Genomic DNA, 26,592 nt, shown 5'->3' on the forward strand with positions numbered 1-26,592 from the left:
CTTATTTAATTTCTGGCAAGCTATCCTCTAACTCTACTTATTAAGTTTTTCTATGCACTCATCATTGCAACTTATGGCGGATTACCCTGCTGTTTTTATCTCTGTAGTTTTCGTTATTAGTTTATTAGTCGGAAGTTTTTTGAATGTGGTGATTTATCGCTTACCAGTCATGATGGAAAGACGCTGGAAAGCAGAAATTGACGAGTATCTTTTGTCTCAAAATAACACTCCTCAAGCTCATGCCTCTCAGGCACCCCATGTTAATACCAGTACCCCAGAAACCTTTAACTTAGTAAAGCCCGATTCAACGTGCCCTAAATGCCAACATAAAATTAGAGCGTGGGAGAATATTCCGGTTATTAGTTGGTTAGCCCTTGGAGGTAAATGTAGTCAATGTAAATCACCTATACCTATTCGTTATCCCTTAGTTGAGCTAGCCACGGGTTTGTTATCCGCCCTTGTTGCTTGGCACTTTGGTTTTGGTTTAGCTGCGGTTGCTGCTGTTATTGCCACTTGGTTATTGGTTGCCATGACTTTTATTGATCTAGATACCATGTTGTTGCCCGACCAACTGACCTTGTCGTTACTTTGGTTAGGGCTATTGCTGAGTATTAATGGGCCTTTTGTTTCGCCACAAGACGCCTTAATAGGGGCGGCCGTGGGGTACTTAAGTTTATGGTCAATCTATTGGGTATTTAAGTTATTAACCGGTAAAGAAGGCATGGGGTATGGTGATTTTAAGTTGCTTGCCGCTTTAGGAGCCTGGGTAGGTTGGCAGCATTTACCTGTGGTTATCTTATTATCCTCTTTAGTTGGGGCGGTGGTGGGGATTACACTACTTACTATTCAGGGAAAAGATAAGAGTCAGCCTATACCCTTTGGACCATATTTAGCAGCCGCTGGCTGGTTAACCCTAATGTATGGTGATTGGCTGGTAACTCAATATTGGGATTGGATGCTGGCATGAGCCAATATGTAGTAGGGGTAAGTGGTGGAATTGGTAGTGGGAAAACTACAGTTACCAATTATTTTAAAAAATTTAATATTGACGTGATTGATGCAGATATTGTCGCTAGGCAAGCAGTTGAGCCTGGAACGCCGGGGTTACAAGCTATTGTTGGTAAATTTGGTCAGAAAATTTTAGACATAAACGGTGCGCTTGATAGAAGCCAGTTGCGGCAGTTAGTGTTTAGTGAGCCAGAAAATAAAGAGTGGCTGAATCAATTACTACACCCTGCAATTAGAACTGAGATGGTGAAACAGGTACAACAAGCCAAATCTAACTATTGTTTGTTGAGTGTGCCCCTACTGGTAGAAAATAAATTGTATGAGATGGTCGATCGAGTATTAATTGTAGATGTGAGTGAAACCAACCAATTAAAACGTACCTTACTTAGAGACAAAACTAATGCCCAACAAATTCAAGCGATTATGGACTCTCAAGCCAGTAGAGAACAGCGCTTAGCGGTTGCAGATGATGTGATTGACAATAATGATAGCCCTGAAAAGCTGTTAATTCAGGTGGAATTACTCCATCAGACCTATTTGCAGTTAGCCAAAAATAAAATTAGGTGATGATTTTAGCCTATTGATTTGACTAAAAATTCTTTACAATGGTAAGCATTACTCAAAGTCGTGATTTACCACGTAATAAATTATAAGGTCAAAATGTCTCAAGCTATTTACGAATTTCCACTCAATGAAAAGGTACGTACTTACCTTAGACTTGAGCAGTTATTTAAGCAGCTTGAACAAGGAAAAGCTGCAGTTGAAGATTGGGAATACATCAACTTTTTAGATTGTCTTTTTACTCTTCTTGATTTAACAGAGCGTATTGATTTACGTAATGATGTACTTAAAGATATTGAGATACATGAAAAAAACTTAGTGATCTGGTCTAAACACCCCAATATTGATGAAGAAGCATTGCAGTTTGCCCTTAAAAAAATATTACGTCTCAGAGAGTCTTTAAGAACCAACAAAAAAGTCGGAGCAGAATTAAAAGAAGACCGACTCTTATCTTCTATTAGGCAAAGGTTTTCTATACCAGGTGGTACCTGTAGTTTTGATCTTCCAAACTTGCATTACTGGTTGCAGCAACCCTTAGAGTTTAAAAAACAACATGTATCTTCCTGGTTAGACGAGTTGATGCCTATTCAGCAGTCGATGGAAGTGACCTTATCTTTTTTAAGAGAAAGAGGGCGGTTTACAGATGTGAATGCTGAAAAAGGCTTCTATCAAGGGATTGCCGAAGACAAAAATGAATTAATACGAGTATTAGCTGCTACTGATCAAGGCTATTACCCTATGCTATCCGGTAATAAATACCGTTATGCCATTCGCTTTACTTTGTTTGTAGCTAATATGAACGGTAGTTCGGCTGTAGATTCTACAGTTAGTTTTAAATTAGCGTGTTGTTAACGTTACCCATTAAGAGCAATATTAAAAATGACGACTGAAGTTAATTGTCCAAATTGTAAAGCGAAGGTTAAGTGGACAACACTTAGTAAATTTCGCCCTTTTTGTAGTAAACAATGTCAATTAATTGATTTAGGTGAATGGGCTGATGAAGGAAAGTCGATCCCTTGTGGCGGTGGTAAAGATGCTGAAATTACAGAGCTTCCTGATATTGAAGATATCGAAGCTATGTTAAGCCAACAAGACAGTGGCTTTTTCAAAGACTAAATAGGTAATAAGTAGTCTTTAATCTATTAAATTGATTATAACTATCTATTTTAATCATTTTTAATATGTACGTCATATCGCTATTATAATTTCAATTTGAGGCAGTCGCCCCGATTCAAACTAAACATGTAAGGATAAAATATTATGTCTAACCCAAATTTTGAGAATAAAGAAGGCCAAGCAATTCCTAGTTGTACTTTTCCAGCTCGTGTTAACGATGAGTGGGTAAATTTAACGACTGATGAATTGTTTAAAGGTAAAACTGTTGTAGTTTTCTCTTTGCCTGGTGCATTCACACCAACATGCTCTTCTACTCATTTACCCCGTTACAACGAATTGGCGAATGTATTTAAAGCTAATGGCGTAGATGAAATTGTATGTATGTCTGTAAATGACACATTTGTAATGAACGCGTGGGCTGAAGATCAAGAATCAGATAATGTTACGCTAATCCCTGACGGTAACGGTCAGTTCACTGACGGCATGGGGTTATTAGTAGACAAAGCTGACCTTGGTTTTGGAAAGCGTAGCTGGCGCTATTCAATGCTGGTTAAAGATGGCGTAGTAGATAAAATGTTCATCGAACCAGACTTACCTGGCGACCCGTTTGAAGTATCTGATGCCGATACTATGCTTGAGTATATTGCACCAGAAGCCGTTAAACCTGAGCCAGTGGCTGTGTTAACTAAGCCAGGTTGCCCATTTTGTGCAAAAGCTAAAAACTTACTAGACGAAAAAGGTTTGGCTTACGAAGAGTTTGTAATGGGACGTGAGATTTCTTTCACTGGCCTCAAAGCTCTATCTGGTAATGAGTCTTGGCCTCAAGTCTTTATCGGTGGCAAGCTAATTGGCGGCTCTGATGATTTAGAAGCTTACTTTTCATAGTCTTAGATAACGTAAAAAATGGCGCTTAAATAGCGCCATTTTTGTATCTGGTATTTATGGTAGTTAAAGGTTAAATAGCCGCTCATTTTGCTGGAGTCTCAGTGTTACACCTTCAGAACTATTCAAAGGGCAAGAGTTAATTCCTTTAACCTTAGTCGTATCCTCACGTCTGTGACCATTCATTAATCACTTAAGAAAAAGCTAATTATATTCATAGGTTATGGTTGAATCTATGTAGTGACAAGGATTAGTATGAGCTCAATTTAAAACAAGAAATACTTGCTATGAAACCCTATATTTTCGTAATTTTTTTGACGGCTACTTTCACTAACTTTGTGTTCGCTCAAGGTATTGAGCCGGTTTTTGATAAATTTGATGATATTTATCAGACCGAACTTGGGTCGACCCAAGGCTGTTTAAGTCCTGAGATAAATGTATTTAGAGTGTGCTCAAGCGCATTAAGAAATGACAAAAATGCTCCTTATATTTTGCATCATGGCGCTAAAACTGAAAAAGTTATGGTGTTGTTCCATGGATTAAGTGACTCACCTTTTTATTTCCGTTCCATCGCTCAATCTATCCATAAACAAGGCTTTAACGTGGTAGTCGCCTTGTTGCCTGGTCATGGAAAAACGGATCCTGATGCTGATATGGAAGATTATGCACTTGCAGATAGGTGGCGCTCACACATTGCTGAGGTGACTAGTGTTTCTGAACAATTGGGTAAAAAAGTTTATATGGGGGGCTTCTCTACAGGGGGGGCATTAGCTTCGGAATATATTTTACAGAACCCTGAAAAAATAAGTGGGTTAGTGCTATTTTCAGGCGCATTAGCTTTAGACTCTAACGTTGAGTTTATGGCTAAAATTTGGGGTATACAGTTACTAGCAAAATTTTTAGATGGTGAATATCAATCTGAAAATGCCAATCCATATAAATACCCTCATGTGGCTCGTTTTGCTGCGTTTGAGTTGGTTGAAGTTATTTTTGCTATAAGAGAATTAATAGAGCAAGGTGCAACAGTCGACTTACCTATTTTTGCGGCTCACTCTGTTGCCGATAGAACAACGCCAATTGTTGGTGTTAAAAGTTTGATAGAGCAGAACCAAGCTAATAGTGTTTTGTATGAAATACCTAAAGAGCTAGATGTTTGTCATGCCGATGTGGTTATTAATTCACAACAAGTATCTGAAATAGGTGTTGACGGATCACTACTTGAAGAGGTTATGCCTTGTGATGTTCCCAAAGCGAACCCTAAACATACTGACATGCTGGATAGTTTGACGGTCTTTTTGGCAGCGAATTAATGAGTCACTTTATCGTTTTATTAAGAGGCATAAATGTGGGTGGCAACAATCTTTTGCCGATGAAGCAGTTATCAGAACTTCTAGTGTTGATGGGGTGTAGTGGTGTAAACACCTATATTCAAAGTGGCAATGTGTCTTTGTTTCACCCGAGCCAGTCTGCTGACAAAGTAGCTTCAGATATTGCTACCAATATTAAGTCAAAATTTGGCTTTACCATTACGGTGATGGCTTTTACGTTTGAAACCTTTCATCAGCTAGCTAATGCCAATCCTTTTAAACATGCTGAGCGTGAGCCAAAAACTCTGCATCTATACTTTTTAGAAGAAACTACCCCTTCTCCAGATTTACAAAGTTTAAAAGCTGTAAAGGCTGAAAGTGAGTCCTTCGAGTTACTTGGAACTGTGCTGTATTTACATGCTCCTGATGGAATTGGCCGCTCTAAGCTTTGTGCTAAAATTGAACGTTGCCTCGGGGTGGCTACCACAGCTCGAAATTGGAATACAGTAAGCAAACTATTAAGTTTTGAAGATACCCAATAACCTTCTGTTTTTAGAAGTGCCTTTAGTCAGTAAGGTGATTTATTGTCATGTATTCGTAAAATAAATGGCGTTTGTTTGAAAGGCATTTAGGCTAAAGGCGGTTTAAGCAATCGTCCCTTTAGTAAAGTTGAGCAAACATAATGTCTAATGAATACACCCTCTATGGTGCGCCTATGTCTTTATATACAGGCAAAGCCAGAGCATATCTAAATTATAAGCAGATACCTTATCAAGAGGTTTTTTCATCTTTAAAAGTTTATAAAAATGTCATTGTACCCAATACTGGGGTGCGTTTCGTTCCTGTATTAAAAACTCCCTCAGATGAATATTTGCAGGACACCGCGTATATTGTCGATACGCTTGAAAAGGCGCACCCCGGCCGTTCTGTGATACCTGCTACGGCCCGGCAAAAACTTGTATCCTATTTGTTTGAAACCTGGGGAGATGAATGGTTAGTTATACCAGCCATGCATTATCGATGGAATAAAGATAATTTCCCGTTTATTTATGAAGAGTTTGGGAAGGTGGTTTTACCTAACATGCCAGGCTTTATTCGCGCCTATGTCGGTAGAAAAATAGGCACGAAGTTTAAAGGCTTTGTACCTATGTTAGGAATTACGGATAAAACTATTCCAGCTATCGAAGATTGGTATGAAAATCATGTGCTGAAACTGCTAAATGAACATTTTGCTGAGCATGAATATTTACTCGGTAGCAAGCCTTGCATCGGTGACTTTGCATTAATGGGGCCTCTTTATGCGCATTTATTCCGCGACCCAGCTCCTGGTAAAATTATGAAAGCAATAGCGCCCAATGTTGCCAAATGGGTGCTGAGAATGAACCAAAAAGATGTGCCAGAAGGAGCATACTTAAGCAATGATGAGATACCTACAAGTTTAATACCCCTATTAGAAAGAATGTTTAAAGAGCAGTGGCCTGTGTTACAAAGCACAGTTGAACAACTTGAAAAGTGGGGCCAGGCTAACCCTCAAAGTATTAGCATACCTAGGACCATAGGTGAGCATAGCTTTACTATAGGTAATACCACTGATAAACGGGCGATTGCTACGTTTCATCAGTGGAAAGTACAGCGGGTGTTGAAATGCTATTATCAATTTAATGGAGCTGAAAAACCTTCTGTAGATGACTTTTTGAAAAATATGGGCGGTTTAGAGTGTATGCAGTTACATATTAAAAATTGGGTAATAAGAAAAAACAATCAACTCACTTTTTCTAACACAGATATATCATCAATAGGATTATAAATGTATTTAGTTTGCTCTCATTGTTTTGCTATTAATCGCATACCAGAAGATAAAAATCACATTTTAGCTAAGTGTGGAAAGTGCAAAAGTTTAGCTGTGCCCACTACGAGTATTGAATTAACGGATCTTAATTTTTATCGTTATATCGAAAAGAATGACTTACCGGTTATTGTTGATTTTTGGGCAAGCTGGTGTGGACCCTGTAAAACTATGGCTCCCATTTTTGAAAGTGTGGCTAAACAGTCTGACTCAATTTTATTTGCAAAGGTTAACACTGAATTAGCTCAACAGGTTTCTGCTGCTGCCTCCATTCGAAGTATTCCAACTTTAATATTTTTTCATCATGGGAAAGAGATTGATAGGCTCTCTGGTGGCTTGAGTGAACAGCAGTTAAAAGCATGGGTTATGCAATGCTTGAAGAAGCTACCTTAAAGAACAAGAACAAGCCCCCTAGAGTGAAAGCGGGGGATTGCTTCAATTATTGTGCTGTTACATATGAAACACTAGATGTTTTTATTCGACCCCATGCTGCACAAAGGTAACATTAGACTTGAGTATTGTTTGATGCAGAGCTTCACTTTCTAAGGGAGTTGTTACAAAGCCATTAGCATCATTGAAGTTAGCAACAGTACTTGTTTCGGCTAATGTAGTGACATCCAAGTACTTGTCCATAAAGTATTGTAAGTTTTCATCTGCTGAGCTGCCCTCCATTAACCCTATTTCCATTCGAGAGGTAGCACTAGGCTGAATGTCTAAGACGCTGCTTTCTAATAAAGGTTGTTGTAACGAAGGTGAGCCATAAATGGTTTGGTACACAGTATTGTTGCTTACTCCTGATAGCAGTCTTATATGGGTACGTTGAAAATTGAAGTCATCAGGATCAAAGCTAACGCCTCTATCAATGCAATAATCGGCAGAGCGGGTATCTATGGAGCAGTTCTCTATAAGTTGCATGTTTTCAATTGAATTTAGTTCAGGAATATCCAGTTCTATATTGATGGTGTTATTTGTGATGGTCTGAAAACTATCAAACTGCCATTGAGTGGTATTGTCTGTACCTGAGAAATAACCTGCCCAACTATTTATGTCATTATCATTAAGAGCTAACGTTACTTGGTCAATATCGTTGTAAATATATTGCCACAGATAGGTGTTTTCATTGTAGATAATGGTAATGGCGCTGCTTGAGTCTAGTGTTATATTGTCTGACGTTTGCCAATAAAATGGTGTTAAATCAGTATTCTGTAAATTAGAAGAAATTATTTCAGCTGCTAATTCGGTATCGTAAATGTAACTGGAATCAACGAAAGTATAATATCCCAAGTCTGTATATTGATTGTTCTCACTTTCATAAAAAGCCGTCACTAAGGTGTCTTTCTCTGCAGGGATAGGTGATAACACTGGAATATTTGATGAAATAGATTTTCCGCTCACTAACTCTTCAGAGTAGCTCGTTTGGTAAAAATTAATGTTGGCTTGTTCAAGAACACTCAAGGCTGCTGAGGCAGAGGTTTCGGAATTTGCACGGTAATCTTCTCCGGTGTAACAGTCACTGCCGGTTTGTGGAAGGCGAACATTCACAACCAAATCTGATAATAGAGACTTTTCAACACTAAACATATAAACATTAGGGTTATCGCTTAAGCCGCTTTCTATTTCTTCTAACGTGATGTAACCGTTATCTGGGAGTAATGAACTGTCTATACTGGCTATTCCTGTGGTTGAAACATCTTCTGAGGCTATCGTATAGTCTTCTAATAATGAACCATCAGAATCATGGAACAAAATGTTGTAATTGCTATTGGCTACAGAAGCGGTAATAACTTTATCGGGGTCATTTTCTGAGGTGCCAAAAATAATGCAGCCTTCTTCTATATTTTCAGCCGATGTAGTTTCTAAATGAATTACTTGCCAACTATAGGTTTGGCCAGTAGAACCTCCTGATGAGCTGCTGCCAGTTCCTCCTCCACATCCACTTAAAAAGGCCAAAACTAAAGGGGTGGTTATTACTACTTTTTTCACACAAACTCCAAAGTACGACACTGTTTGATATTCGGAAGCACCTTTAGGGCAAGACGTATACAAGATCACTACTCACCAGTGTCGTTACACTGGCGTATCTCTCGCTGCAAAAAAGCCCCGAAATATCAACAGCCTCGTGGTTACGTCAATATTTTGATATATGAAAAAAGCAAAGCAATTTCTTTGCCTAGTATTCATATTAATGGCACACATTTCTATTGTTTAAAAATATGTCTATAAAACAACCTAAATGTGGTTATTTTTGTGCTGCTATGACTGATATTTCTACCAATAGTTCAGGTCTTGCCATCGAGGCTTGTACACAGGCTCTAGCGGGGGCGTATCCTTCTGGAATCCAGTTATCCCAAACTTGATTCATGGCGGCGAAGTCCTGCATATCTTTAATGTAGAGTGTGGCACTGAGCATATGCTCTTTATCACTTCCTGCGTCTTCTAGTAATTGCTCTACTTTATCGAGCATGGTTTGGGTTTGCTGTTGGATACCTTGGGTTGCATCTGCACAAACTTGTCCACATAAGTAAACGGTACCTTGATGAATAACGATACGACTCATCCGTTGCTTAGTTTCTTTGCGAACTATAGTGTCATTGTTTTTCTCTGAACTTGGTAATGGGCTTGGTGATTGTATTAGGGGATCAACTAACGTTTCTAATGGCCCACAGAATAAATGCGCATAACGAGATTCTCGTTTGCCTGGCTCTCGTTCTAATTTGGTAACCAGTTGTAAATCATTTAATGCTTGTAACGTATTAAGGGAGGTTTCAACCTCATCCACATTAGCGAATTCTGCTAATCGGTTTGTGCGAGTTCTTAATTCACCTGGAGTTTGTGGGCCGCGTAATAGCATCACGCATATAATAGCGAGCTGCTGGCGACTAAATTTAAGGTCACTAAATTCGGTATTGCAAAATCTATGTTTGTACTTAGTTACTCTACTGCCTGAGCTGGTGTGCTCAAAAATCAACTTCTTATCTCTGAGTTCATCTAAGGTATTTTGAACCTCAGACTCAGTTAATTGCATCACGGGGTCACGGTTACTTTTTTGGTTACAGCCTAACGTTAGGCCGTTCAAAGATAATGGGTATTGCTCTGGTGTGGTGATTTCTTTTTCGAGTAACACACCAATAATCCTTGCTTGTAGAGGCGTTAGTTGCATAAGCATTGTGTAATTCCTTTGGTACGACTAGTTAATTATATTATACGGGGTAAGTGGATTTAGATTACATACGCAGACTTAAATAAATTAGTGGGAATTTGAAATAATAAATAGTGAAAAACATTTAATAAAATTAGATGTAATCAAAATGATTGCATTTGTTGATGTGGTGATTTAATCTCTCTATATCGACTCATAATGAGTCTTACTATGAGGGGATGAGAAATGACCGAGAATACAGTAACGAAACAAACTTTAGCTGAACTGCCCCATGCACAGCGTGACCGTTTAGCTTTTATCGATTTTAGTTTACAGTTTTTTGGGCATGTCGCGCGTACCGACCTCATACAACGCTTTAAAACTGGTTTAGCAGCGAGTACTCGAGATTTTAGTACCTATAAAGAATTAGCCCCAGATAATCTTGTGCTACAACATCAGACTAAAAGCTATCAACGTACTGAAGCGTTCCAGGCTATTTTTAATCATGATCCCGAAGTCATACTATCATCCTTAAGCCGTGGTTTTGGTAATGGTATTTCTACAGGAGTCCAGCCGACAGAACAGTGCTTTGATGCCGTGCGTTTGATCCACCCCAGTACTCAGATCATCAGTGGTTTAATGCGAGCTATACATAATAAGAAGGCAATAAAGTGTGGTTACGTATCGGTAAGTTCTGGAGAAACAATAAGAGCAATTGTTCCTCATTCATTGGTTAACAATGGGCATAGATGGCACGTTCGTGCCTATGATAGAAAAAATAATAAATTTAGAGATTTTGTTTGTACTCGTTTTACCTTTGTTGACTTGATGGACGACTCGCTGCATGTTCATGAAGCTAGCCCTTATGACGAACAATGGAACCAACAAGTAGAGCTAATACTTATTCCTCACCCCAACTTGAAACAATCTAGAGCAATTGAAATGGATTATGGTATGAGTGACGGGGTCTTAAAGGTTAACCAGCGAGCTGCCGTTGCGGCTTATGTCTTACGTCAATGGCAGGTGGATTGTTCCCAAGGTTATGCGCTTTACGGTAGTGGCTGCCAATTGGCCCTGCAGAATTTGGATGCCCTCAAGTTACTTGAAAATGTATCCTTAGTACCAAGCTAGTTTATCAATCTATATTCATAAAAAGGGTAGTTACAAGCTAATTAGTTTCCTTTTTTTAAAGTTCTTGAAGCAAGTAACAGCCGAAGAATATCTAATAAATAAATTGGTCTAACTAATCCCATCTTTTACCTTTCTATATGCTTGGCTTTCTGTTATTTTCTCATCCAAATAGACGTCCAGATGTCTTTAATTGCAATTCTTAAGTGGGAACCCTTATGAGTAAAGTGTCATTACCTAAAGAAAAAATTAAAATCCTGTTATTGGAAGGTTTACATCAGAGCGCAGTCGATACTCTGCATGCTAACGGCTACTCAAACATTGAGTATCTAAAAACGTCGCTTCCTGAAGATGAATTAATTGAAAAAATTAAAGATGTTCATTTTATTGGGATTCGCTCTCGTACCCAGTTAACAGAAGCGGTTATTAATGCTGCTAACAAGTTAGTGGCAGTGGGCTGTTTTTGTATTGGTACCAACCAAGTAGATTTAAATGCTACGCAAAAGCGCGGTATTCCTGTTTTTAATGCTCCTTTTTCAAATACTCGCTCTGTGGCTGAGTTGGCTTTAGGACAAATGATCCTTTTATTGCGAGATATCCCAGCGAAGAATGCTAAAGCCCATCGCGGCGTGTGGGACAAGAGCGCCGTTGGCTCTTATGAAGCCAGAGGTAAAACTCTAGGTATTATTGGTTATGGTCACATTGGTACCCAGTTAAGCATTTTGGCTGAACATTTAGGCATGCGAGTTCAGTTTTTTGATATTGAAAGTAAATTGGTTTTAGGTAATTCGACTCAAATTAAAACCTTAGAAGATTTATTAAATACCTCAGATGTGGTGAGCCTGCATGTACCGGAAACTTTGCAAACTCAAAACATGTTTAGTGCCAAAGAGTTTGCCATGATGAAAGACGGCGCCATTTTGATGAATGCTGCTAGAGGCACAATCATAGATATTGATGCTTTGGTAGATGCGCTTGAAAATGGCAAATTAGCGGGGGCGGCAATTGATGTATTCCCTGTGGAGCCTAAGTCTAACAATGAAGTGTTCGAATCGCCATTGACTAAGTTTGAAAATGTTATTTTGACTCCCCATGTTGGCGGAAGTACACAAGAAGCTCAACAAAATATAGGAATTGAGGTTGCGGGTAAGCTTGCGAAATATAGTGATAATGGTTCTACTTTATCAGCTGTTAATTTTCCAGAAGTTTCTTTACCTGAGCACACAAATCGGTCGCGTTTATTACATATTCATGAGAATGCACCAGGTGTTTTGACACAAATCAACCAAGCGTTTGCTGAAAAAGACTTAAATATTGCCGCACAATATTTACAAACCAATGAAAACATTGGTTATGTGGTCATTGATGTTGAAGCGGATGATGCTGGTGAGGCGTTTGAGCAGTTATTAAAAATTGACGGCACTATTAAAACCAGAATGCTCCATTAATTTTGATTATTAATGATGACAGTTCAAAAGACTGTCATCATTTTAAGTATTCTCTAATGCACCTTGAGTATATATCCTCCTCAAATTTTTATAACTTTTTATAAGTCACCATGAATTGCCTGTAGCGCTGCAATTGATGCCACAGCAGCGGTTTCTGTGCGTAATACTCTGGGACCCAATTGGACTGTTTGAAATCCATTCTGTTCCGTTTGATATATTTCTTGGTCAGTAAAGCCACCCTCTGGACCTATTAGCAGCCTTACCCCAGCAGGTGGCATAGATATGTGTCTGAAAGCCTGCTCAGCTCTAGGGTGTAATGTCAGTCTTAATTGGTTGGTTGACATAGTAACCCAATCAGAAAATAGAGTAGGGGAGTTAAGTTTTGGAAGTACATTTCTGCCACTTTGTTCACATGCGCCAATGACTACTTTGAGCCATTGCTCATGTTTTTTGACCCAACGTTCTTGATTGAGCTTAACGCCGCAGCGTTCAGTTATAAGGGGAGTAATTTCTTTTATGCCAAGCTCAACAGCTTTTTGAATAACCCATTCCATTCTGTCACCACGAGATATCCCTTGGGCTAAATGAATATCTAAAGGGGATTCAATACTGAGCGATAATTTTGAGTCTACATTGACGACAACTTTGCGTTTGTTGACTTGGGCAAGGTGAGCACTGTATTCATTTCCATCACCGTTAAATAATACTACGGCTTGGCCTTCTCTGGCTCTAAGTACATTACTGACATGATTGGTTGCATCGTCAGTGAGTATAATTTGACTTTCTACTGACAGCTGGTGGGGATGATAAATTCTGATGATACGCATGGGAAACACTCAATTTTTTATAAATGTTATCAAGTAGTGGCAGCGTAAAGCAAAAAAGAGTAGTAGAGATATGAAGCTAGACAGGTTTTTTAACCTGCCTAGTCGTTCGCTTTAGTTTATTTCAATCGCATATTGCCTAGTGAACGATTGTTTTAGTCCTTCTTTTGGGGTTATCACTGGTGAGTTTTTTCGGGCATACTTAGTGTGTTTACCCTTATCCCTAGAGAGTGAAAAAACTAGAAGTGACATCAAACATGTAGCTAATATATAAATCAATAACATTCTCAATTCCTTTAAAAATATTAAGTGCGCATAATAAAAATGCGGCAGCAGTATAACATTATTTTTTTTGAGTGTTCAAAAACTATTCAACTTTTAAAGGCAATCTTGAGAAATTTAATGTGTTTAAATTTTACTAGGTTGTCTAACTATGCTTATAAAATTAGTATATTAGTATAATAAATCACTATTTTTCTGGCTTTTACATTGCTGAATATTTATCCTTGCGGCAGTTTTTGAGCTTGGCTTTAAACAAGCTCTGATTATTATAAAGAATGGAGAAACACATGTTTGATTTTGATGCAGAAAAGATTTCCCAGATGGTTGATACGTATATCATTCCATGGGGTATTAATATTGTTTTTGCGCTTCTTATCTATGTCATAGGTAAAATGGTGGTGGGCGTTTTAATCGGCGTTTTCGGTAAAGTTATGGCCCGCTCTAAATATGATGACATGCTTATCGATTTTATTAAGGCCATCTTAAGAGCAATATTAATGTTGTTTGTAATTGTAGCCTCGTTAGATCAATTAGGCGTAGATACAACCTCATTAGTGGCTATCTTAGGTGCTGCGGGTTTAGCTATCGGTCTTTCTCTACAAGGTTCATTACAGAACTTTGCTGCAGGGGTAATGCTGCTTGTTTTCAGACCTTTCAAAGCAGGTGATTTTATTGAAGCGGGTGGTGCTGTTGGTGTAGTTAAAAGTATCAGTATCTTCACTACAGTTATGACTACTGGTGATAACAAAGAAATTATCGTTCCAAATGGTTCAATCTATGGTGGTAACATCACTAACTACTCTGCGAAAGAAACCCGTCGAGTAGACATGGTTGTTGGGATCGGCTACGACAGCGATTTAAAGAAAGCTAAAGCTATTCTCAATGAAATGGTTGCTGCTGACGATCGTATATTAAAAGATCCTGCACCAACAGTTGCAGTGGCAGAATTAGCTGATAGCAGTGTTAATTTTGTGGTTCGTCCTTGGGTTGCATCTGGTGACTTCTGGCCTGTTAAGTTTGACTTTACTGAAGCGGTTAAATTACGTTTTGATGAGGAAGGTATTTCTATCCCGTTCCCTCAAATGGATGTACATGTACACAAAGATGACTAATTTTTAGTTGAATTAAAAAGCCGCTGTTTGAGCGGCTTTTTTGTATCTAAGCTTTACCTGACTATTTTAACTACAATTAGGTTTAATTGTGGCGGCATTATAAAATAGCATTGCATTATCCATGTTGTTGCTAAGGTTGCTGATACGGGTTGCAGGTAATGGGTGAGTAGACAATAGCTCTGGTTGTCTGTTATCCCCACTCGCTTTCGCCATATTTTCCCAAAGTGTCATAGATTCTCTGGGATCAAAACCCCCTCTAGCCATAAGTTCTAATCCAATTAGGTCTGCTTCAGTTTCGTGAGTGCGACCAAAGGGTAACTGCACACCCACTTGAACTCCTAAGCCTAAACCTGCCATGATTAGGTTACTAGTGGCTATTTGGTTAGTTTGCAAAAGTTGATTTGTCACTTCCATACCAATATTTATAAGAGCATTGCTAGACATTCTTTCATTACCATGCTCAGCGATCACATGACCGACTTCGTGCCCTATGACAGCCGCTAGTTGCTCTTGGTTTGTTGCTACTTCCATTAAGCCTGTATATACGCCTATTTTACCACCAGGCAGAGCGAATGCATTCACTTGAGGGTCATCAAATACCACTAGCTCCCACTCCCCTGCAAACACAGACTTTGGAACATGCTGGGTAATCGCGTCAGCAATGCATTGTACATATAGATTAGACATTGGCTTACTTGAGACAGTCTGCTCTGCTTTCATACTGTCAAAGGCTTGCTCTCCCATCCCTGCTAATTGAGAGTTGGAGTAGAGTTTTAATTGGTTTCTACCAGTAGGGGATTTGGCGCATGATGCAAGAAATAATAAGTTCATTAAACATAAAAAAAAGACAAATAAATACTTCACTGAAAACCTCCATGAATTGTGTTTTCTAAATAACAAAATGGTAGACCAACTGGAGCCTAATTTTTATAAAAAAAAGGGCGCTAAAATATCTCTATTTAGTCGCCCTTTGTGTTTTGTAGTCTTGAGTAGCTAAAGAGTTTCAGCTAAGTATATGTATTTAAGTTGTTTTGTTTTTTACAAACCCTTTAAATACAACTAGTCCACATAATAATAGTAATATAGAGTAGGTAATAGAGCCCCCTGATTTTTTACATTTTTCACATGTAGAAGATATTTCATCGTTATCAATTATAGATACCTCGGCAAAAATATCAGTACCTAAAGAAGCCCCTACAGGGTTACTTAAACCTATAGTAAAGGTTTCTGTGTCCTCTGCACTACTATCTTCAATGATGGAAATAGAGAAAGTTTGTGTACTCTCTCCATCACTAAAATCGAGTGTACCTTGTGCATTCGAATAATCACTATCTACCGTTGCAGAAACTGAGCTTAACGAATAATCAACGCTAGCAGCTCCAAATGCGCCTTCGGTTCGATTTACGGTTACAATTAAGCTACCTGCATCTTCGTCTATTGAGTAAGTTAAGTTATCTAAGTCTAATTTACCTGGAGATGCATCTTCAATATCATCAATAGTAATAGTTGCCGTTATTGGAGTACCAAATGTCGCTGAGCCATTGAGTTCAGATAACGTGATGTTAAACTCTTCTTCACCTTCTAACGAAATGTCATCTAATATGACAATCGATACAGTTATTGAAGAGTCGCCGTCTGCAAATGTAATTGTAGAGTCTTGTGCTTGGTAATCTGATGCACTCATTGCTGTTGAGTCTGCGGAGGTTAAGTCAACTGTCACTTCACCATCTGAGCCATTTGTACGGGTGATTGTTACATCAACCGCTCCGCCAGTCTCCGACACTGTATATTGTGCTGTACTGAACTGAATTTGACTAGACAGAGCATCGTTATCACCGGTTAAGCTTGTTCCTCTACTATTTTGACCAAACCTTGGCCACACACTATCCATTAACGCATAACTGCCTTCTATGGCATATATATAGCCATCGAAAGAGCCAAAATATATTGTTCCATCTGCACCAACTGCGGCAGAGCTATCGACTGTCCCTTCTGTTGAATAAGACCATTTTAAAGTGCCATCATCGTTTACTGCATATAATTTATTATCTGCAGAGCCAATATAAACTACACCATCACTAGTTATCGCTGGAGAGCTTGTGATTTCGCCGCCTGTTTCGAAACTCCATTTCAAATTGCCTTCTGGGGTTACAGCATATAATTTTTTGTCAAAAGAACCAAAATAGATGGTCCCATCGTTTGCAATCGCTGGAGAACTTCGGACTGCCCCTTCGGTTGAAAACGCCCAATTTAATGTTCCGTCAGGATGAAGCGCAAACAATTTGTCGTCATATGAGCCAATATAAATAGTTCCATCGTCACCAATAGCTGGAGAGCCTGGAATGTTTGACCCAAGGTTGTAACTCCATTTGAAACTTCCATCTGTATTCAGTGCATAAAATTTATTATCATAAGAACCAAAATATACATCTCCACTAGAGGACACTGTTGGTGAACTTCGCACGAAACCACCAGTGGCATAGCTCCACTTTAATGTACCGTCTGAGTTTAGAGCGTAAACGCTTCCGTCATCAGAGCCCATATAAATGGTTTGGTCACTATCAATAGAACCCCAACTATTAATGCTACCAGAAGTGGTATAACTCCAATTTAAGGTGCCATCATTGTTAAGCGAGTATATATTGCTATCAAGAGAACCAAAATAAATCGTTCCGTCTTCACCAATAATTGGTGCACTACTGACTCCGCTTAGAGCAGAAAAGCTCCATTTTAATGAACCATCTGGATTAATAGCATAAAGGTTATTATCATATGAGCCTATATATATAGTGCCGTCTTCATCGATTGCAGCGGAACTTACAATATTTGAGTTAGTTAGGTAACTCCATTTTAAGTCTCCATCTGACGCTTTGGCGCTTGACGAGCATACAATATAAAATACAACTAAAATCCTACATATATTTTTAATCGTCATTAATTTTTCCTTATAATTTCGTAAAATTTTTTATAACTATCAACTAAGTTAACTGTAATCTTCTAAATACACTTGCCTATATTCTACATGCTTTTATTCTAATCGTTCAGAACCTAGCTTAATATAGTTAGAATATTTTTAAAAATGTCATGCTAGATGCTAGCTTTAAGTTGTTCAGCTAAATCTGTTTGTTCCCATGGAAACTCATCTCGGCCAAAGTGACCATACGCAGCAGTCGCTTGGTAAATAGGGCGTTCTAAATCTAACATCTGAATAAGGCCATAAGGTCTTAATTCAAAATGTTCACGCACCAGCTTAACAAGTAAAGCGTCGGAAACTTTGCCGGTCCCAAATGTCTCAACATTAATTGATGTGGGCTCTGCTACACCAATTGCATAAGATATTTGAATTTCACATTTGTCAGCTAAACCAGCAGCAACAATATTTTTTGCTACATAGCGACCCGCATAAGCAGCTGATCTATCCACCTTTGATGGATCTTTACCAGAAAAAGCTCCGCCACCATGTCGTGCCATACCGCCATAGGTATCAACAATAATTTTTCTACCTGTTAGGCCGCAGTCACCCATAGGACCACCAATAACAAATCGACCTGTTGGGTTAATGAAAAATTTGGTCTCTTTAGTCAGCCACTTTTCTGGAAGAACGGGTTTAATAATCTCTTCCATAACCGCTTCCCGTAGATCTTCTGTACTTATGCTCTCGTCATGTTGTGTAGATAACACGACTGCATCTATACCTACTGGCTGGTTGTCTTCATATACAAAAGTCACTTGGCTTTTTGCATCCGGGCGTAACCAATTTAACGTACCATTTTTACGTACCTCTGCTTGGCGCTTAACTAAACGGTGAGAGTAGGTAATGGGTGCAGGCATAAGTACATCAGTTTCGTTGCTTGCATAGCCAAACATTAGACCTTGGTCACCCGCACCTTGCTCTTCAGGTGAGGTACGGTCAACCCCTTGGTTTATGTCTGGTGATTGTTTACCTATGGCATTGAGAATGGCACACGAATCGGCATCAAAGCCCATGTCTGAATGTATATAGCCAATTTCTCTAACTGTTTTTCGGGTAATTTCTTCTATGTCTACCCAAGCAGAAGTTGTAACTTCTCCTCCCACTAAAACCATTCCTGTCTTTACGAAAGTTTCGCAGGCAACTCGCGCTTTGGGATCTTGCGTTAAAATGGCATCAAGTACCGCATCGGATATCTGATCAGCAATTTTATCTGGATGGCCTTCAGATACTGATTCTGAAGTGAAAAGATTTGATGTCATATAATTGCCTCGTTCTTGAAAGCTTAAGCTTTTAATTAATAGAGTTAGTTTAACAATTTATTTGAAAAATACCAGTCTTTACATCTAGACGTCCAAACGTCTATGAAATTAATTCTGCTAAGGTGTAAATAAATTTCATATACAAATCAGGATTCATCTGTGATTTGCCGTTGCAGTTAGTCGCAGCCTAATACAAAATGGATTATCAATCATGGAGTAACGTTTTGCTTTTCTAATTATTCCTCATTAATTTACGTCAGTCAGGAGACAATATGTCATCACGCCAAAATCTTGCCAATGCAATCCGTGCATTAAGTATGGATGCAGTACAACAAGCCAACTCGGGTCACCCTGGAGCACCTCTAGGAATGGCCGACATTGCAGAAGTACTTTGGGGGGATTACTTACAACATAATCCTAGTAACCCAGATTGGGCAAATAGAGACCGTTTTGTTTTATCAAATGGTCATGGTTCAATGTTGATCTATTCTTTATTGCACCTATCTGGCTACGCGCTACCTATAGAAGAGCTTAAAAATTTCCGTCAATTACACTCTAAAACTCCCGGTCACCCTGAGTATGGTTATGCTCCAGGTGTAGAGACTACTACGGGCCCTCTTGGCCAAGGGATCAGTAATGCGGTAGGAATGGCGATTGCTGAGAAAACCCTTGCTGCGCAATTTAATAAGCCGGACTTCGATATCGTTGACCATTTTACTTATTGTTTCTTGGGAGACGGCTGTTTAATGGAAGGTATTTCCCATGAAGCCTGTTCTTTAGCTGGGACCCTTGGTTTAGGTAAACTAGTAGCATTTTGGGATGATAACGGCATCTCTATCGATGGACACGTTGAAGGTTGGTTTACCGATAATACTCCAGCTCGTTTTGAAGCATATGGCTGGCATGTTATTGCAGATGTTGATGGTCATGATCCAGAAGCTATCGCCGCTGCAATTGATGCTGCAAAAGCAGAAACAGCTAAACCTACCTTAATTTGTTGTAAAACTATTATTGGTTTTGGCTCACCTAATAAATCAGGTAGTCACGATTGTCATGGTGCACCACTAGGTGATGATGAAATTAAAGCTGCTCGTGAATTCTTAAATTGGCCCCATGCGCCTTTTGAAATTCCTGCAGATGTTTACGAAGGCTGGGATGCAAAAGCCTCTGGCGCAGAAAAAGAACAAGCGTGGAACGAAAGCTTCAGTGCCTATGAAAGCGCTCACCCTGAATTGGCAGCAGAGTTAACTCGCCGTTTAGCCGGTGATTTACCAGCAGATTTCGCTGAAAAAGCGGATGCTTTTATTCAAGCTTCTCAAGATAAAGCTGAAAATATTGCAAGTCGAAAGGCCTCGCAAAACTCAATCGAAGCGTTTGCTACATTATTACCAGAAGTGTTAGGTGGTTCTGCTGATTTGGCAGGTTCTAACTTAACAATTTGGTCTGGTACCAAAGGTATTTCAGCTGACGATGCAAGCGGTAACTATTTGTACTACGGTGTCCGAGAGTTTGGTATGACAGGCATCATGAATGGTATTGGTTTACATGGCGGTTTCAGACCGTTTGGTGCTACATTCTTAATGTTCATGGAATATGCCAGAAATGCGGTACGGATGGCATCTTTGATGGGAATTCCTAATATTTTCGTGTATACCCATGACTCAATTGGTCAGGGGGAAGATGGACCAACTCACCAACCAATCGAACAAGTTGCCAACTTACGTTTAACGCCAAATTTAAATACATGGCGTCCTTGTGACGGAGCTGAAACTGCCGTTGCCTGGAAATCATCACTTGAGCGTAAAGATGGTCCTTCAGCTTTAATCTTTAGCCGCCAAGGTTTGCCAGCTCAATCCCGTGACGCAACACAAGTAGCGAATATCGCTAAAGGTGGTTATGTATTAAAAGATTGTGAAGGTACCCCAGAAGTTATTTTAATCGCTACCGGTTCTGAAGTTGGTATAACTGTTGAAGCTGCTGAGCAATTAACTGCAGCAGGTAAGACTGTACGTGTAGTTTCTATGCCGTCAACTAGTGTATTTGACCAGCAAGATGCTGAGTATAAAGAGTCTGTGTTACCTCGTGCCGTGACTAAACGCGTTGCAGTTGAAGCTGCTCACGTGGATTTCTGGCATAAATATGTTGGTTTTGATGGCGCTGTTGTAGGTATGTCAACCTTCGGTGAGTCAGCACCTGGCGCTGAATTATTAAAACTATTTGGAATAACAACAGACGCTGTAGTTAAAGCTGCGCAAGAGCTTTAATATAAACGCTTGTTTTAAATGCTAAGTATTTAAACTTTAAGGCGCATTTATGCGCCTTTGTTGTTAGTTTAAATGATGTTTTTAAGGGTGTTATGTTACGTATAGCAATTAATGGTTTCGGGCGTATAGGTCGTAATGTGTTACGGGCGCTCTATGAAACAGAGCGTAATCAAACTATTCAGGTGGTAGCTATTAATGAAATAGCGGAACCAGAAGGTATTGCGCATTTACTTAAATATGATACATCTCATGGTCGGTTTGGTTTTCATGTGAGTTTAGATAGCCATACCTTACGTGTGGCAAATGATGAGATTCAGTTATTACAGCATCAAGATATTAATGATTTACCTTGGGAGCAATTAGGGGTTGATTTAGTACTTGAGTGCTCTGGAGTCCATAGTGAGCGAGCGGATGGTCAGGCGCATATAAATCAGGGGGCTCGGAAAGTCCTTTTTTCTCAGCCATGTGGTCCTGACGTGGATGCAACGGTAATATTTGGAATTAATGATGGTGAGCTAACCGACGAGGACATAATAGTGTCATGTGGGTCATGTACTACTAATTGTATCGTTCCAGTCATTAAAGTATTAGATGATGCTTTTGGCGTGCAAAGTGGCACAGTCACTACCATTCATTCATCAATGCATGATCAACAAGTTATAGACGCATACCATTCTGACTTACGCCGGACCCGCGCTGCAAGCCAGTCTATTATTCCGGTTGATACTAAATTAGCAGTGGGTATTGAGCGTATCTTGCCTAAGTTTGCAGGGAAATTTGAAGCTATAGCGGTGCGAGTACCTACTATCAACGTAACCGCAATGGATTTAAGTGTAACGGTTGAAAACTGTGTGACAGTGACAGATGTCAACCGCGCTTTAAAGGAAGCAAAAAGCGATTGGTTAACTGGTATTTTAGATTATACCGAGGAACCACTCGTATCTGTTGATTTCAATCACGACCCCCATTCTTGTATAGTAGATGGAAGTCAGACTAGAGTCAGCCATAAACAGTTAGTCAAAACCCTAGTTTGGTGTGATAACGAGTGGGGATTTGCGAATAGAATGATAGACACCGCAGAGGCTATGTTCAAAAAAGCTTAGGGTTTATCAGTAGATTAATTCAATTTTGTAAAGTAAAGGTAAAGTATGTCCATATTAAAAATGTCTGAGCTAGATTTAGCTGGTAAAAGAGTTCTTATTCGTCAAGATTTAAATGTGCCCATCAAAGATGGTGTAATTACCTCTGATGCACGTATCCGTGCATCTTTACCTACGATAAAAGCTGCGGTTGCCGCAGGTGCAAAAGTCATGGTGATGTCTCATTTAGGGCGTCCAACAGAAGGCGAATACGCCGATGAGTTTTCTTTACTCCCTGTTGTTAATTACTTAAAAGCCAAGACAGATCTAAACGTGAGATTGCAAAAAGATTATCTAAACGGGGTAGAGCTTGATGCAGGTGAAGTGGTTGTTTTAGAAAATGTGCGTTTTAATCTAGGTGAAAAGAAAGACGATGAGGCCTTAGCAAAACAATATGCGGCACTTTGTGATGTATATGTGATGGATGCATTTGGAACCGCTCACCGAGCCCAAGCTTCTACCCATGGTGTAGGATTGTACGCGCCTGTAGCATGTGCTGGACCATTGCTCGATGGCGAGTTAACGGCATTAGGAAAAGCCTTAAATAACCCAGCTAGGCCTTTGGTTGCCATAGTAGGTGGTTCAAAAGTTTCTACAAAATTGACTGTGTTAGATGCGCTTTCTAAAATAGCAGATCAACTTGTTGTTGGTGGCGGAATTTCAAATACTTTTGTTGCAGCTAGAGGTAACAATGTAGGTATGTCATTATATGAGAAAGACCTAATTCCAGAAGCAAAACGCTTGATGGACTCTTTAGATATTCCAGAGACTGTAGATGTACGAGTAGGTAAAAACTTCTCTGATACTGAGCCTGCAGTAGTGAAAGCCGTTGATGAGGTTCAAGATGATGAAGAGATCATGGATTATGGACCGCAAACAGCCGCTAATGTTGCGGCTGTATTAGCTAATGCAAAAACCATATTATGGAATGGCCCTTGTGGTGTGTTTGAATTTGATAATTTCTCTAAAGGCACAGAAGTCGTTGCTAGAGCCATAGCAGATAGTAGTGCATTTTCTATTGCTGGTGGCGGAGATACTCTTGCTGCAATAGATAAATGGGATTTGAGCGACAAAATATCGTATATTTCTACTGGTGGTGGTGCTTTCCTAGAGTTTGTTGAAGGTAAAGTATTACCAGCCGTAGCTATGTTAGAATCAAGAGCCTCTTAATAGAGGTTCTTAAATAAAGAAAAATTAGAGAAGTTATAAAACTTTCAATTTTAGGGCAAGTACGCCCAATAATATAAACCCTACATACCGACTTTTTGTTGGTCAACAGTACGTAAAGGAGTGACGCAAATGGCATCACAAGTTCAATTAGACATGCTTGCAAAAATTGACGCACAGACTGGATTTATTGCAGCTCTGGATCAAAGTGGTGGTAGTACCCCAAAAGCCTTGGCTATATATGGTGTCGAAGCATCAGAATATGAAGGTGATGAAGAGATGTTTACTAAGGTGCACGAAATGCGCACTAGAATTATTACATCAAGTGTTTTCAATGGAGACAGAGTATTAGGTGCTATTTTGTTTGAAAATACGCTTGATAGAGACATTGAAGGTCAAAGTACTGCTAGTTACTTATGGAATGTCAAAAAAGTTGTCCCTTTCTTGAAAGTGGATAAAGGATTAGAAGCAGAAGTGAATGGCGCGCAACTTTTAAAAGCTATGCCTGATTTGGATGCTTTATTAGCTAAGGCAAATGCTCAAAACGTATTTGGTACTAAAATGCGTTCAGTTGTTAAATTAGCTAACGAAGCAGGTGTCGAAGCGGTTATTGCACAGCAATTTGAAGTTGCTAAGCAAATATTAGCGGCTGGCCTTATGCCGATTATTGAGCCAGAAGTAGATATTCACAGCCCTGAAAAATCTGAAGCAGAAGCAATGTTGAAGGCTTCTATTTTAACTCATTTAGATAAGTTAGATGCCGATCAAAAAGTAATGTTGAAGTTAACTTTACCTGAAGAAGATAATTTTTATGAAGAACTTGTTAAGCACCCTAAAGTGCTTAAAGTAGTTGCATTGTCAGGTGGTTACTCTAGAGAAGAAGCAAATAGTAAGTTGACCAATAATATTGGAATGATCGCTAGTTTTTCTCGCGCGTTATCTGAAGGCTTAAGTGCGAAGCAAACTGATGCAGACTTTGACGCAACTATGGATGCCTCTATTGAGAGTATTTATCAAGCTTCTAAAAGCTAATATACTTTTATATTGTAATTAAAACTAACAAAAGGTCGGGCTTATCCCGACCTTTTTTGTAGCTATGTACGCAGTAATTTGATAAGTTTTTGAGTAATTAAAGGATCAAATCATATGACTCTAGAACTACCTCTACCTCTGTATAAAAAGCTTACTGTTACTTTTCGAGTTGAGCCGGGATGTTTAGGTCCTGATGGTGCAGACCATATAGAAAAATTTTGTAAGTTTGCGAAAAAGGAAGTCGCTGGATTGGACTCTGATTTCGTTCGTTGGGTGATCACCCCACGTTACGACAAATCTTTACCTGAGACCGAATACAAAACCAATAACAAGCTATTGGACCATGATAAAGCTGAAAAATATTTACATGTTTTTGGTAAAGAACTGGATGACTTTGAAGAACATCTACAAGACAAGCTCTCTATTCTTATCGATGAGTTCCATGGCAGGTGAGGGCTTTTGTTCTCATGGTTTTAAGCTGATATATTCTAGTAACCCTCCCAAGTTAAAATTATTGTGCAAATAATAAGGATTGAACGCTCTGAAGGTGACTTCAATAGACCTAAGGGATAGTCTGTTTCGTTAATTTACTATTTTTAATTTATCAAATGGAGTTGGCGTAGTTTTATGCGTATCCAAAATAAGCTGTTTGCAATATTTTTTGTGACAAGTGTTGTCTTGGTCACTGCTCAAGTACTCGTTATGCAATGGAGTATTGGCAAAGGTATGATTGACTACGTTAATAAGAAAGAGTTAGATGCACTTGATAGTTTAGTTATATCACTTCAAGAGTTATATCAAGAAAAAGGTACTTGGGAATCATTAAAAAGTGATCATTTTTATTTTAAAAACCTTGTAGATAAGCATATTCATAGTGATGACTCTGCTATTTTTGTTCCACCAAGGGGCGACAGACCTGGCTTTGGTGAAAGGAGGCCTCCTGGTATGAGGCATGGTGGGAATCGGCAAAACTCTTTTTCTGAGAGATTTGATTTTGACAGGCCACCGCCCCATGCAGTTACTTACGCTGTACTTGATCCAAACAAAAAATTAGTAGCGGGCATATATCGTAAGCAGTCTAAATTTGGATATCTTGATATTGTTGTAAACGATAAAGTGGTTGGATATTTAGCTGTATCGAGACATAACGAGTTGACTGCTGGCTATGAGCTGAGTTTTGTAGAACAGCAGCAGATGTATGTATTACTTATAGCGCTGGGCTTAATAATTATCGCAATATTAGTGGCTCTGCCTCTAGCTAAACATTTTGTTGATCCAATCAAGATCCTCACCACGTCTATGAGTAAACTTACCTCAGGACAATATGAGCAACGTATAAATTTAAAACGTAAAGATGAGTTTGCTCAACTTACCCGAGATTTTAATGAGTTGGCTGTCACTTTAGAGCAAAATGAGGAGGCTCGTAAACGTTGGTTAGCCGATATTTCCCATGAATTACGTACACCAGTCGCGGTTCTAAAAGGTGAAATGGAGTCTATGATTGATGGTGTTAGGCCTTTGTCTATGGAGAGGATTCAATCTTCACTTGAAGAAATAAACCAATTAGAACAATTGCTAAATGACCTACATGAATTGACACGAAGTGACTTAGGAACGATGCACTATCGCAAGAGTTGGGTTGAGTTACTACCTATAATTGAAGAAGTGTCGAATCAATTTGAAACTGTGTTGTCTGACAAGGGTATTAAGGTTGAGTTAATACCACAACATGCAAGTGTCCCTGTTTACGCTGATGTTACTCGATTGAAGCAACTTTTTAGTAACTTGTTAAGTAATGTGGCCAAATATGCTGTCGACGGTGATTTACTTAAAATTACTATGAAGCGTGTAGAAAATGGTGATTCAAAAGAAGCACAAATATTTTTTGAAGATAATGGACAAGGTGTGGATGAGCATGATCTTCCACAACTATTCGAGCATTTATTTAGAGTTGAAAACTCTAGGAATAGAAAGACGGGTGGTAGTGGTTTAGGGTTATCGATATGTAAAAAAATTGTCGAAGCTCATCATGGAAGAATTACAGCTTTCTCTTCAGAAGTTGGCGGTTTAGGCATTAAAATTATCTTACCCTTGGAGTAAAATA

The 26,592-nt window shown here is 39.1% G+C and carries 24 protein-coding genes; 18 read left to right on the plus strand and 6 right to left on the minus strand.

Going from position 1 to position 26,592, the window contains the following annotated elements; all coding sequences use genetic code 11:
• Window positions 1-52 precede the first annotated feature (52 nt).
• The 9 genes from EOK74_RS02480 to trxC all read left to right on the plus strand — a co-directional run bounded on the left by EOK74_RS02480 (window position 53) and on the right by trxC (window position 7,113).
• The gene (locus tag EOK74_RS02480; RefSeq protein ID WP_133468327.1) at window positions 53-967 is read left to right on the plus strand and encodes a prepilin peptidase; all 915 of its coding nucleotides are present in this window, start codon (window positions 53-55) and stop codon (window positions 965-967) included.
• Window positions 964-1,575 carry a dephospho-CoA kinase gene (coaE, locus tag EOK74_RS02485; protein WP_133468328.1) on the plus strand — a complete coding sequence of 204 codons (612 nt, stop codon included), beginning with the start codon at window positions 964-966 and terminating at the stop codon, window positions 1,573-1,575. Before EOK74_RS02480 ends, coaE begins: the two co-directional genes overlap by 4 nt.
• A 93-nt stretch (window positions 1,576-1,668) precedes the next feature.
• Window positions 1,669-2,421, plus strand: a complete 753-nt coding sequence (zapD, locus tag EOK74_RS02490) for a cell division protein ZapD (RefSeq protein ID WP_133468329.1) — start codon at window positions 1,669-1,671, stop codon at window positions 2,419-2,421.
• 27 nt (window positions 2,422-2,448) lie between these two features.
• Window positions 2,449-2,685: a DNA gyrase inhibitor YacG gene (yacG, locus tag EOK74_RS02495; protein WP_133468330.1), complete on the plus strand. Its 237-nt coding sequence runs from the start codon at window positions 2,449-2,451 to the stop codon at window positions 2,683-2,685.
• A 144-nt stretch (window positions 2,686-2,829) separates the two neighbouring features.
• Window positions 2,830-3,570 (plus strand): glutathione peroxidase, encoded by a 741-nt coding sequence (locus EOK74_RS02500; protein WP_133468331.1) that lies wholly within the window; start codon window positions 2,830-2,832, stop codon window positions 3,568-3,570.
• A gap of 284 nt (window positions 3,571-3,854) precedes the next feature.
• Window positions 3,855-4,877, plus strand: a complete 1,023-nt coding sequence (locus EOK74_RS02505; RefSeq protein ID WP_133468332.1) for an alpha/beta hydrolase — start codon at window positions 3,855-3,857, stop codon at window positions 4,875-4,877.
• Entirely contained in the window at window positions 4,877-5,416 is a 540-nt protein-coding gene (locus tag EOK74_RS02510; protein WP_133468333.1) for a DUF1697 domain-containing protein, read from the plus strand. Before EOK74_RS02505 ends, EOK74_RS02510 begins: the two co-directional genes overlap by 1 nt.
• A gap of 140 nt (window positions 5,417-5,556) precedes the next feature.
• Window positions 5,557-6,681, plus strand: a complete 1,125-nt coding sequence (locus tag EOK74_RS02515) for a glutathione S-transferase family protein (RefSeq protein WP_133468334.1) — start codon at window positions 5,557-5,559, stop codon at window positions 6,679-6,681.
• The gene (gene trxC / locus EOK74_RS02520; RefSeq protein WP_133468335.1) at window positions 6,682-7,113 is read left to right on the plus strand and encodes a thioredoxin TrxC; all 432 of its coding nucleotides are present in this window, start codon (window positions 6,682-6,684) and stop codon (window positions 7,111-7,113) included. It begins immediately after the preceding gene.
• An 81-nt stretch (window positions 7,114-7,194) separates the two neighbouring features.
• Here the strand turns inward: trxC and EOK74_RS02525 are convergent, their stop codons facing one another.
• Together EOK74_RS02525 and EOK74_RS21245 are read right to left on the minus strand one after the other, a co-directional pair.
• Window positions 7,195-8,703, minus strand: coding sequence for a hypothetical protein (locus EOK74_RS02525; RefSeq protein WP_133468336.1), 1,509 nt, complete (start codon window positions 8,701-8,703; stop codon window positions 7,195-7,197).
• 256 nt (window positions 8,704-8,959) lie between these two features.
• The gene (locus EOK74_RS21245; protein ID WP_133468337.1) at window positions 8,960-9,886 is read right to left on the minus strand and encodes a DUF480 domain-containing protein; all 927 of its coding nucleotides are present in this window, start codon (window positions 9,884-9,886) and stop codon (window positions 8,960-8,962) included.
• A 219-nt stretch (window positions 9,887-10,105) separates the two neighbouring features.
• On the opposite strand from EOK74_RS21245, the gene EOK74_RS02535 reads away from it, so the two are divergent.
• Together EOK74_RS02535 and serA are read left to right on the plus strand one after the other, a co-directional pair.
• Window positions 10,106-10,990, plus strand: coding sequence for a WYL domain-containing protein (locus tag EOK74_RS02535; RefSeq protein ID WP_133468338.1), 885 nt, complete (start codon window positions 10,106-10,108; stop codon window positions 10,988-10,990).
• Between the two features lie 215 nt (window positions 10,991-11,205).
• A complete protein-coding gene (gene serA, locus EOK74_RS02540) occupies window positions 11,206-12,435 on the plus strand; it encodes a phosphoglycerate dehydrogenase (RefSeq protein ID WP_133468339.1) in 1,230 nt (409 codons plus the stop codon).
• A 98-nt stretch (window positions 12,436-12,533) separates the two neighbouring features.
• Here the strand turns inward: serA and EOK74_RS02545 are convergent, their stop codons facing one another.
• Window positions 12,534-13,262 carry a 16S rRNA (uracil(1498)-N(3))-methyltransferase gene (locus EOK74_RS02545; RefSeq protein ID WP_133468340.1) on the minus strand — a complete coding sequence of 243 codons (729 nt, stop codon included), beginning with the start codon at window positions 13,260-13,262 and terminating at the stop codon, window positions 12,534-12,536.
• Between the two features lie 566 nt (window positions 13,263-13,828).
• Here EOK74_RS02545 and EOK74_RS02550 point away from each other — a divergent pair.
• The gene (locus EOK74_RS02550; RefSeq protein WP_133468341.1) at window positions 13,829-14,653 is read left to right on the plus strand and encodes a mechanosensitive ion channel family protein; all 825 of its coding nucleotides are present in this window, start codon (window positions 13,829-13,831) and stop codon (window positions 14,651-14,653) included.
• Window positions 14,654-14,719: 66 nt separating this feature from the next.
• On the opposite strand, the gene EOK74_RS02555 is transcribed toward EOK74_RS02550, so the two are convergent.
• From EOK74_RS02555 to metK, 3 genes are all read right to left on the minus strand, one after another.
• Window positions 14,720-15,484 (minus strand): M48 family metallopeptidase, encoded by a 765-nt coding sequence (locus EOK74_RS02555; RefSeq protein ID WP_205964481.1) that lies wholly within the window; start codon window positions 15,482-15,484, stop codon window positions 14,720-14,722.
• 190 nt (window positions 15,485-15,674) lie between these two features.
• Window positions 15,675-17,588, minus strand: a complete 1,914-nt coding sequence (locus EOK74_RS02560; protein WP_133468342.1) for an outer membrane protein assembly factor BamB — start codon at window positions 17,586-17,588, stop codon at window positions 15,675-15,677.
• A 152-nt stretch (window positions 17,589-17,740) separates the two neighbouring features.
• The gene (gene metK / locus EOK74_RS02565; protein ID WP_133468343.1) at window positions 17,741-18,886 is read right to left on the minus strand and encodes a methionine adenosyltransferase; all 1,146 of its coding nucleotides are present in this window, start codon (window positions 18,884-18,886) and stop codon (window positions 17,741-17,743) included.
• 272 nt (window positions 18,887-19,158) lie between these two features.
• Between metK and tkt the strand changes: the two genes are divergently transcribed.
• From tkt to EOK74_RS02595, 6 genes are all read left to right on the plus strand, one after another.
• Window positions 19,159-21,150 carry a transketolase gene (gene tkt / locus EOK74_RS02570; RefSeq protein ID WP_133468344.1) on the plus strand — a complete coding sequence of 664 codons (1,992 nt, stop codon included), beginning with the start codon at window positions 19,159-19,161 and terminating at the stop codon, window positions 21,148-21,150.
• A 92-nt stretch (window positions 21,151-21,242) separates the two neighbouring features.
• Entirely contained in the window at window positions 21,243-22,253 is a 1,011-nt protein-coding gene (epd, locus tag EOK74_RS02575) for an erythrose-4-phosphate dehydrogenase (RefSeq protein WP_133468345.1), read from the plus strand.
• A 45-nt stretch (window positions 22,254-22,298) separates the two neighbouring features.
• Window positions 22,299-23,459 (plus strand): phosphoglycerate kinase, encoded by a 1,161-nt coding sequence (locus tag EOK74_RS02580; protein ID WP_133468346.1) that lies wholly within the window; start codon window positions 22,299-22,301, stop codon window positions 23,457-23,459.
• Between the two features lie 129 nt (window positions 23,460-23,588).
• Window positions 23,589-24,488, plus strand: a complete 900-nt coding sequence (locus EOK74_RS02585; RefSeq protein WP_133468347.1) for a fructose bisphosphate aldolase — start codon at window positions 23,589-23,591, stop codon at window positions 24,486-24,488.
• Between the two features lie 114 nt (window positions 24,489-24,602).
• Window positions 24,603-24,941, plus strand: coding sequence for a hypothetical protein (locus EOK74_RS02590; RefSeq protein ID WP_133468348.1), 339 nt, complete (start codon window positions 24,603-24,605; stop codon window positions 24,939-24,941).
• A gap of 174 nt (window positions 24,942-25,115) precedes the next feature.
• The gene (locus tag EOK74_RS02595) at window positions 25,116-26,588 is read left to right on the plus strand and encodes an ATP-binding protein (RefSeq protein ID WP_133468349.1); all 1,473 of its coding nucleotides are present in this window, start codon (window positions 25,116-25,118) and stop codon (window positions 26,586-26,588) included.
• The last annotated feature ends 4 nt before the right edge of the window (window positions 26,589-26,592 follow it).

The sequence above is a fragment of the Paraglaciecola marina genome, assembly GCF_004360155.1.
GTDB lineage: Bacteria > Pseudomonadota > Gammaproteobacteria > Enterobacterales > Alteromonadaceae > Paraglaciecola > Paraglaciecola marina.

Bases quoted from the DNA above. Each gene is read 5' to 3' on its own strand.
- EOK74_RS02480 (WP_133468327.1), top strand. From the start codon at position 53: ATGCACTCATCATTGCAACTTATGGCGGATTACCCTGCTGTTTTTATC.
- coaE (WP_133468328.1), top strand. From the start codon at position 964: ATGAGCCAATATGTAGTAGGGGTAAGTGGTGGAATTGGTAGTGGGAAA.
- zapD (WP_133468329.1), top strand. From the start codon at position 1,669: ATGTCTCAAGCTATTTACGAATTTCCACTCAATGAAAAGGTACGTACT.
- yacG (WP_133468330.1), top strand. From the start codon at position 2,449: ATGACGACTGAAGTTAATTGTCCAAATTGTAAAGCGAAGGTTAAGTGG.
- EOK74_RS02500 (WP_133468331.1), top strand. From the start codon at position 2,830: ATGTCTAACCCAAATTTTGAGAATAAAGAAGGCCAAGCAATTCCTAGT.
- EOK74_RS02505 (WP_133468332.1), top strand. From the start codon at position 3,855: ATGAAACCCTATATTTTCGTAATTTTTTTGACGGCTACTTTCACTAAC.
- EOK74_RS02510 (WP_133468333.1), top strand. From the start codon at position 4,877: ATGAGTCACTTTATCGTTTTATTAAGAGGCATAAATGTGGGTGGCAAC.
- EOK74_RS02515 (WP_133468334.1), top strand. From the start codon at position 5,557: ATGTCTAATGAATACACCCTCTATGGTGCGCCTATGTCTTTATATACA.
- trxC (WP_133468335.1), top strand. From the start codon at position 6,682: ATGTATTTAGTTTGCTCTCATTGTTTTGCTATTAATCGCATACCAGAA.
- EOK74_RS21245 (WP_133468337.1), bottom strand. From the start codon at position 9,886: ATGCTTATGCAACTAACGCCTCTACAAGCAAGGATTATTGGTGTGTTA.
- EOK74_RS02535 (WP_133468338.1), top strand. From the start codon at position 10,106: ATGACCGAGAATACAGTAACGAAACAAACTTTAGCTGAACTGCCCCAT.
- serA (WP_133468339.1), top strand. From the start codon at position 11,206: ATGAGTAAAGTGTCATTACCTAAAGAAAAAATTAAAATCCTGTTATTG.
- EOK74_RS02545 (WP_133468340.1), bottom strand. From the start codon at position 13,262: ATGCGTATCATCAGAATTTATCATCCCCACCAGCTGTCAGTAGAAAGT.
- EOK74_RS02550 (WP_133468341.1), top strand. From the start codon at position 13,829: ATGTTTGATTTTGATGCAGAAAAGATTTCCCAGATGGTTGATACGTAT.
- EOK74_RS02555 (WP_205964481.1), bottom strand. From the start codon at position 15,484: ATGAACTTATTATTTCTTGCATCATGCGCCAAATCCCCTACTGGTAGA.
- EOK74_RS02560 (WP_133468342.1), bottom strand. From the start codon at position 17,588: ATGACGATTAAAAATATATGTAGGATTTTAGTTGTATTTTATATTGTA.
- metK (WP_133468343.1), bottom strand. From the start codon at position 18,886: ATGACATCAAATCTTTTCACTTCAGAATCAGTATCTGAAGGCCATCCA.
- tkt (WP_133468344.1), top strand. From the start codon at position 19,159: ATGTCATCACGCCAAAATCTTGCCAATGCAATCCGTGCATTAAGTATG.
- epd (WP_133468345.1), top strand. From the start codon at position 21,243: ATGTTACGTATAGCAATTAATGGTTTCGGGCGTATAGGTCGTAATGTG.
- EOK74_RS02580 (WP_133468346.1), top strand. From the start codon at position 22,299: ATGTCCATATTAAAAATGTCTGAGCTAGATTTAGCTGGTAAAAGAGTT.
- EOK74_RS02585 (WP_133468347.1), top strand. From the start codon at position 23,589: ATGGCATCACAAGTTCAATTAGACATGCTTGCAAAAATTGACGCACAG.
- EOK74_RS02590 (WP_133468348.1), top strand. From the start codon at position 24,603: ATGACTCTAGAACTACCTCTACCTCTGTATAAAAAGCTTACTGTTACT.
- EOK74_RS02595 (WP_133468349.1), top strand. From the start codon at position 25,116: ATGCGTATCCAAAATAAGCTGTTTGCAATATTTTTTGTGACAAGTGTT.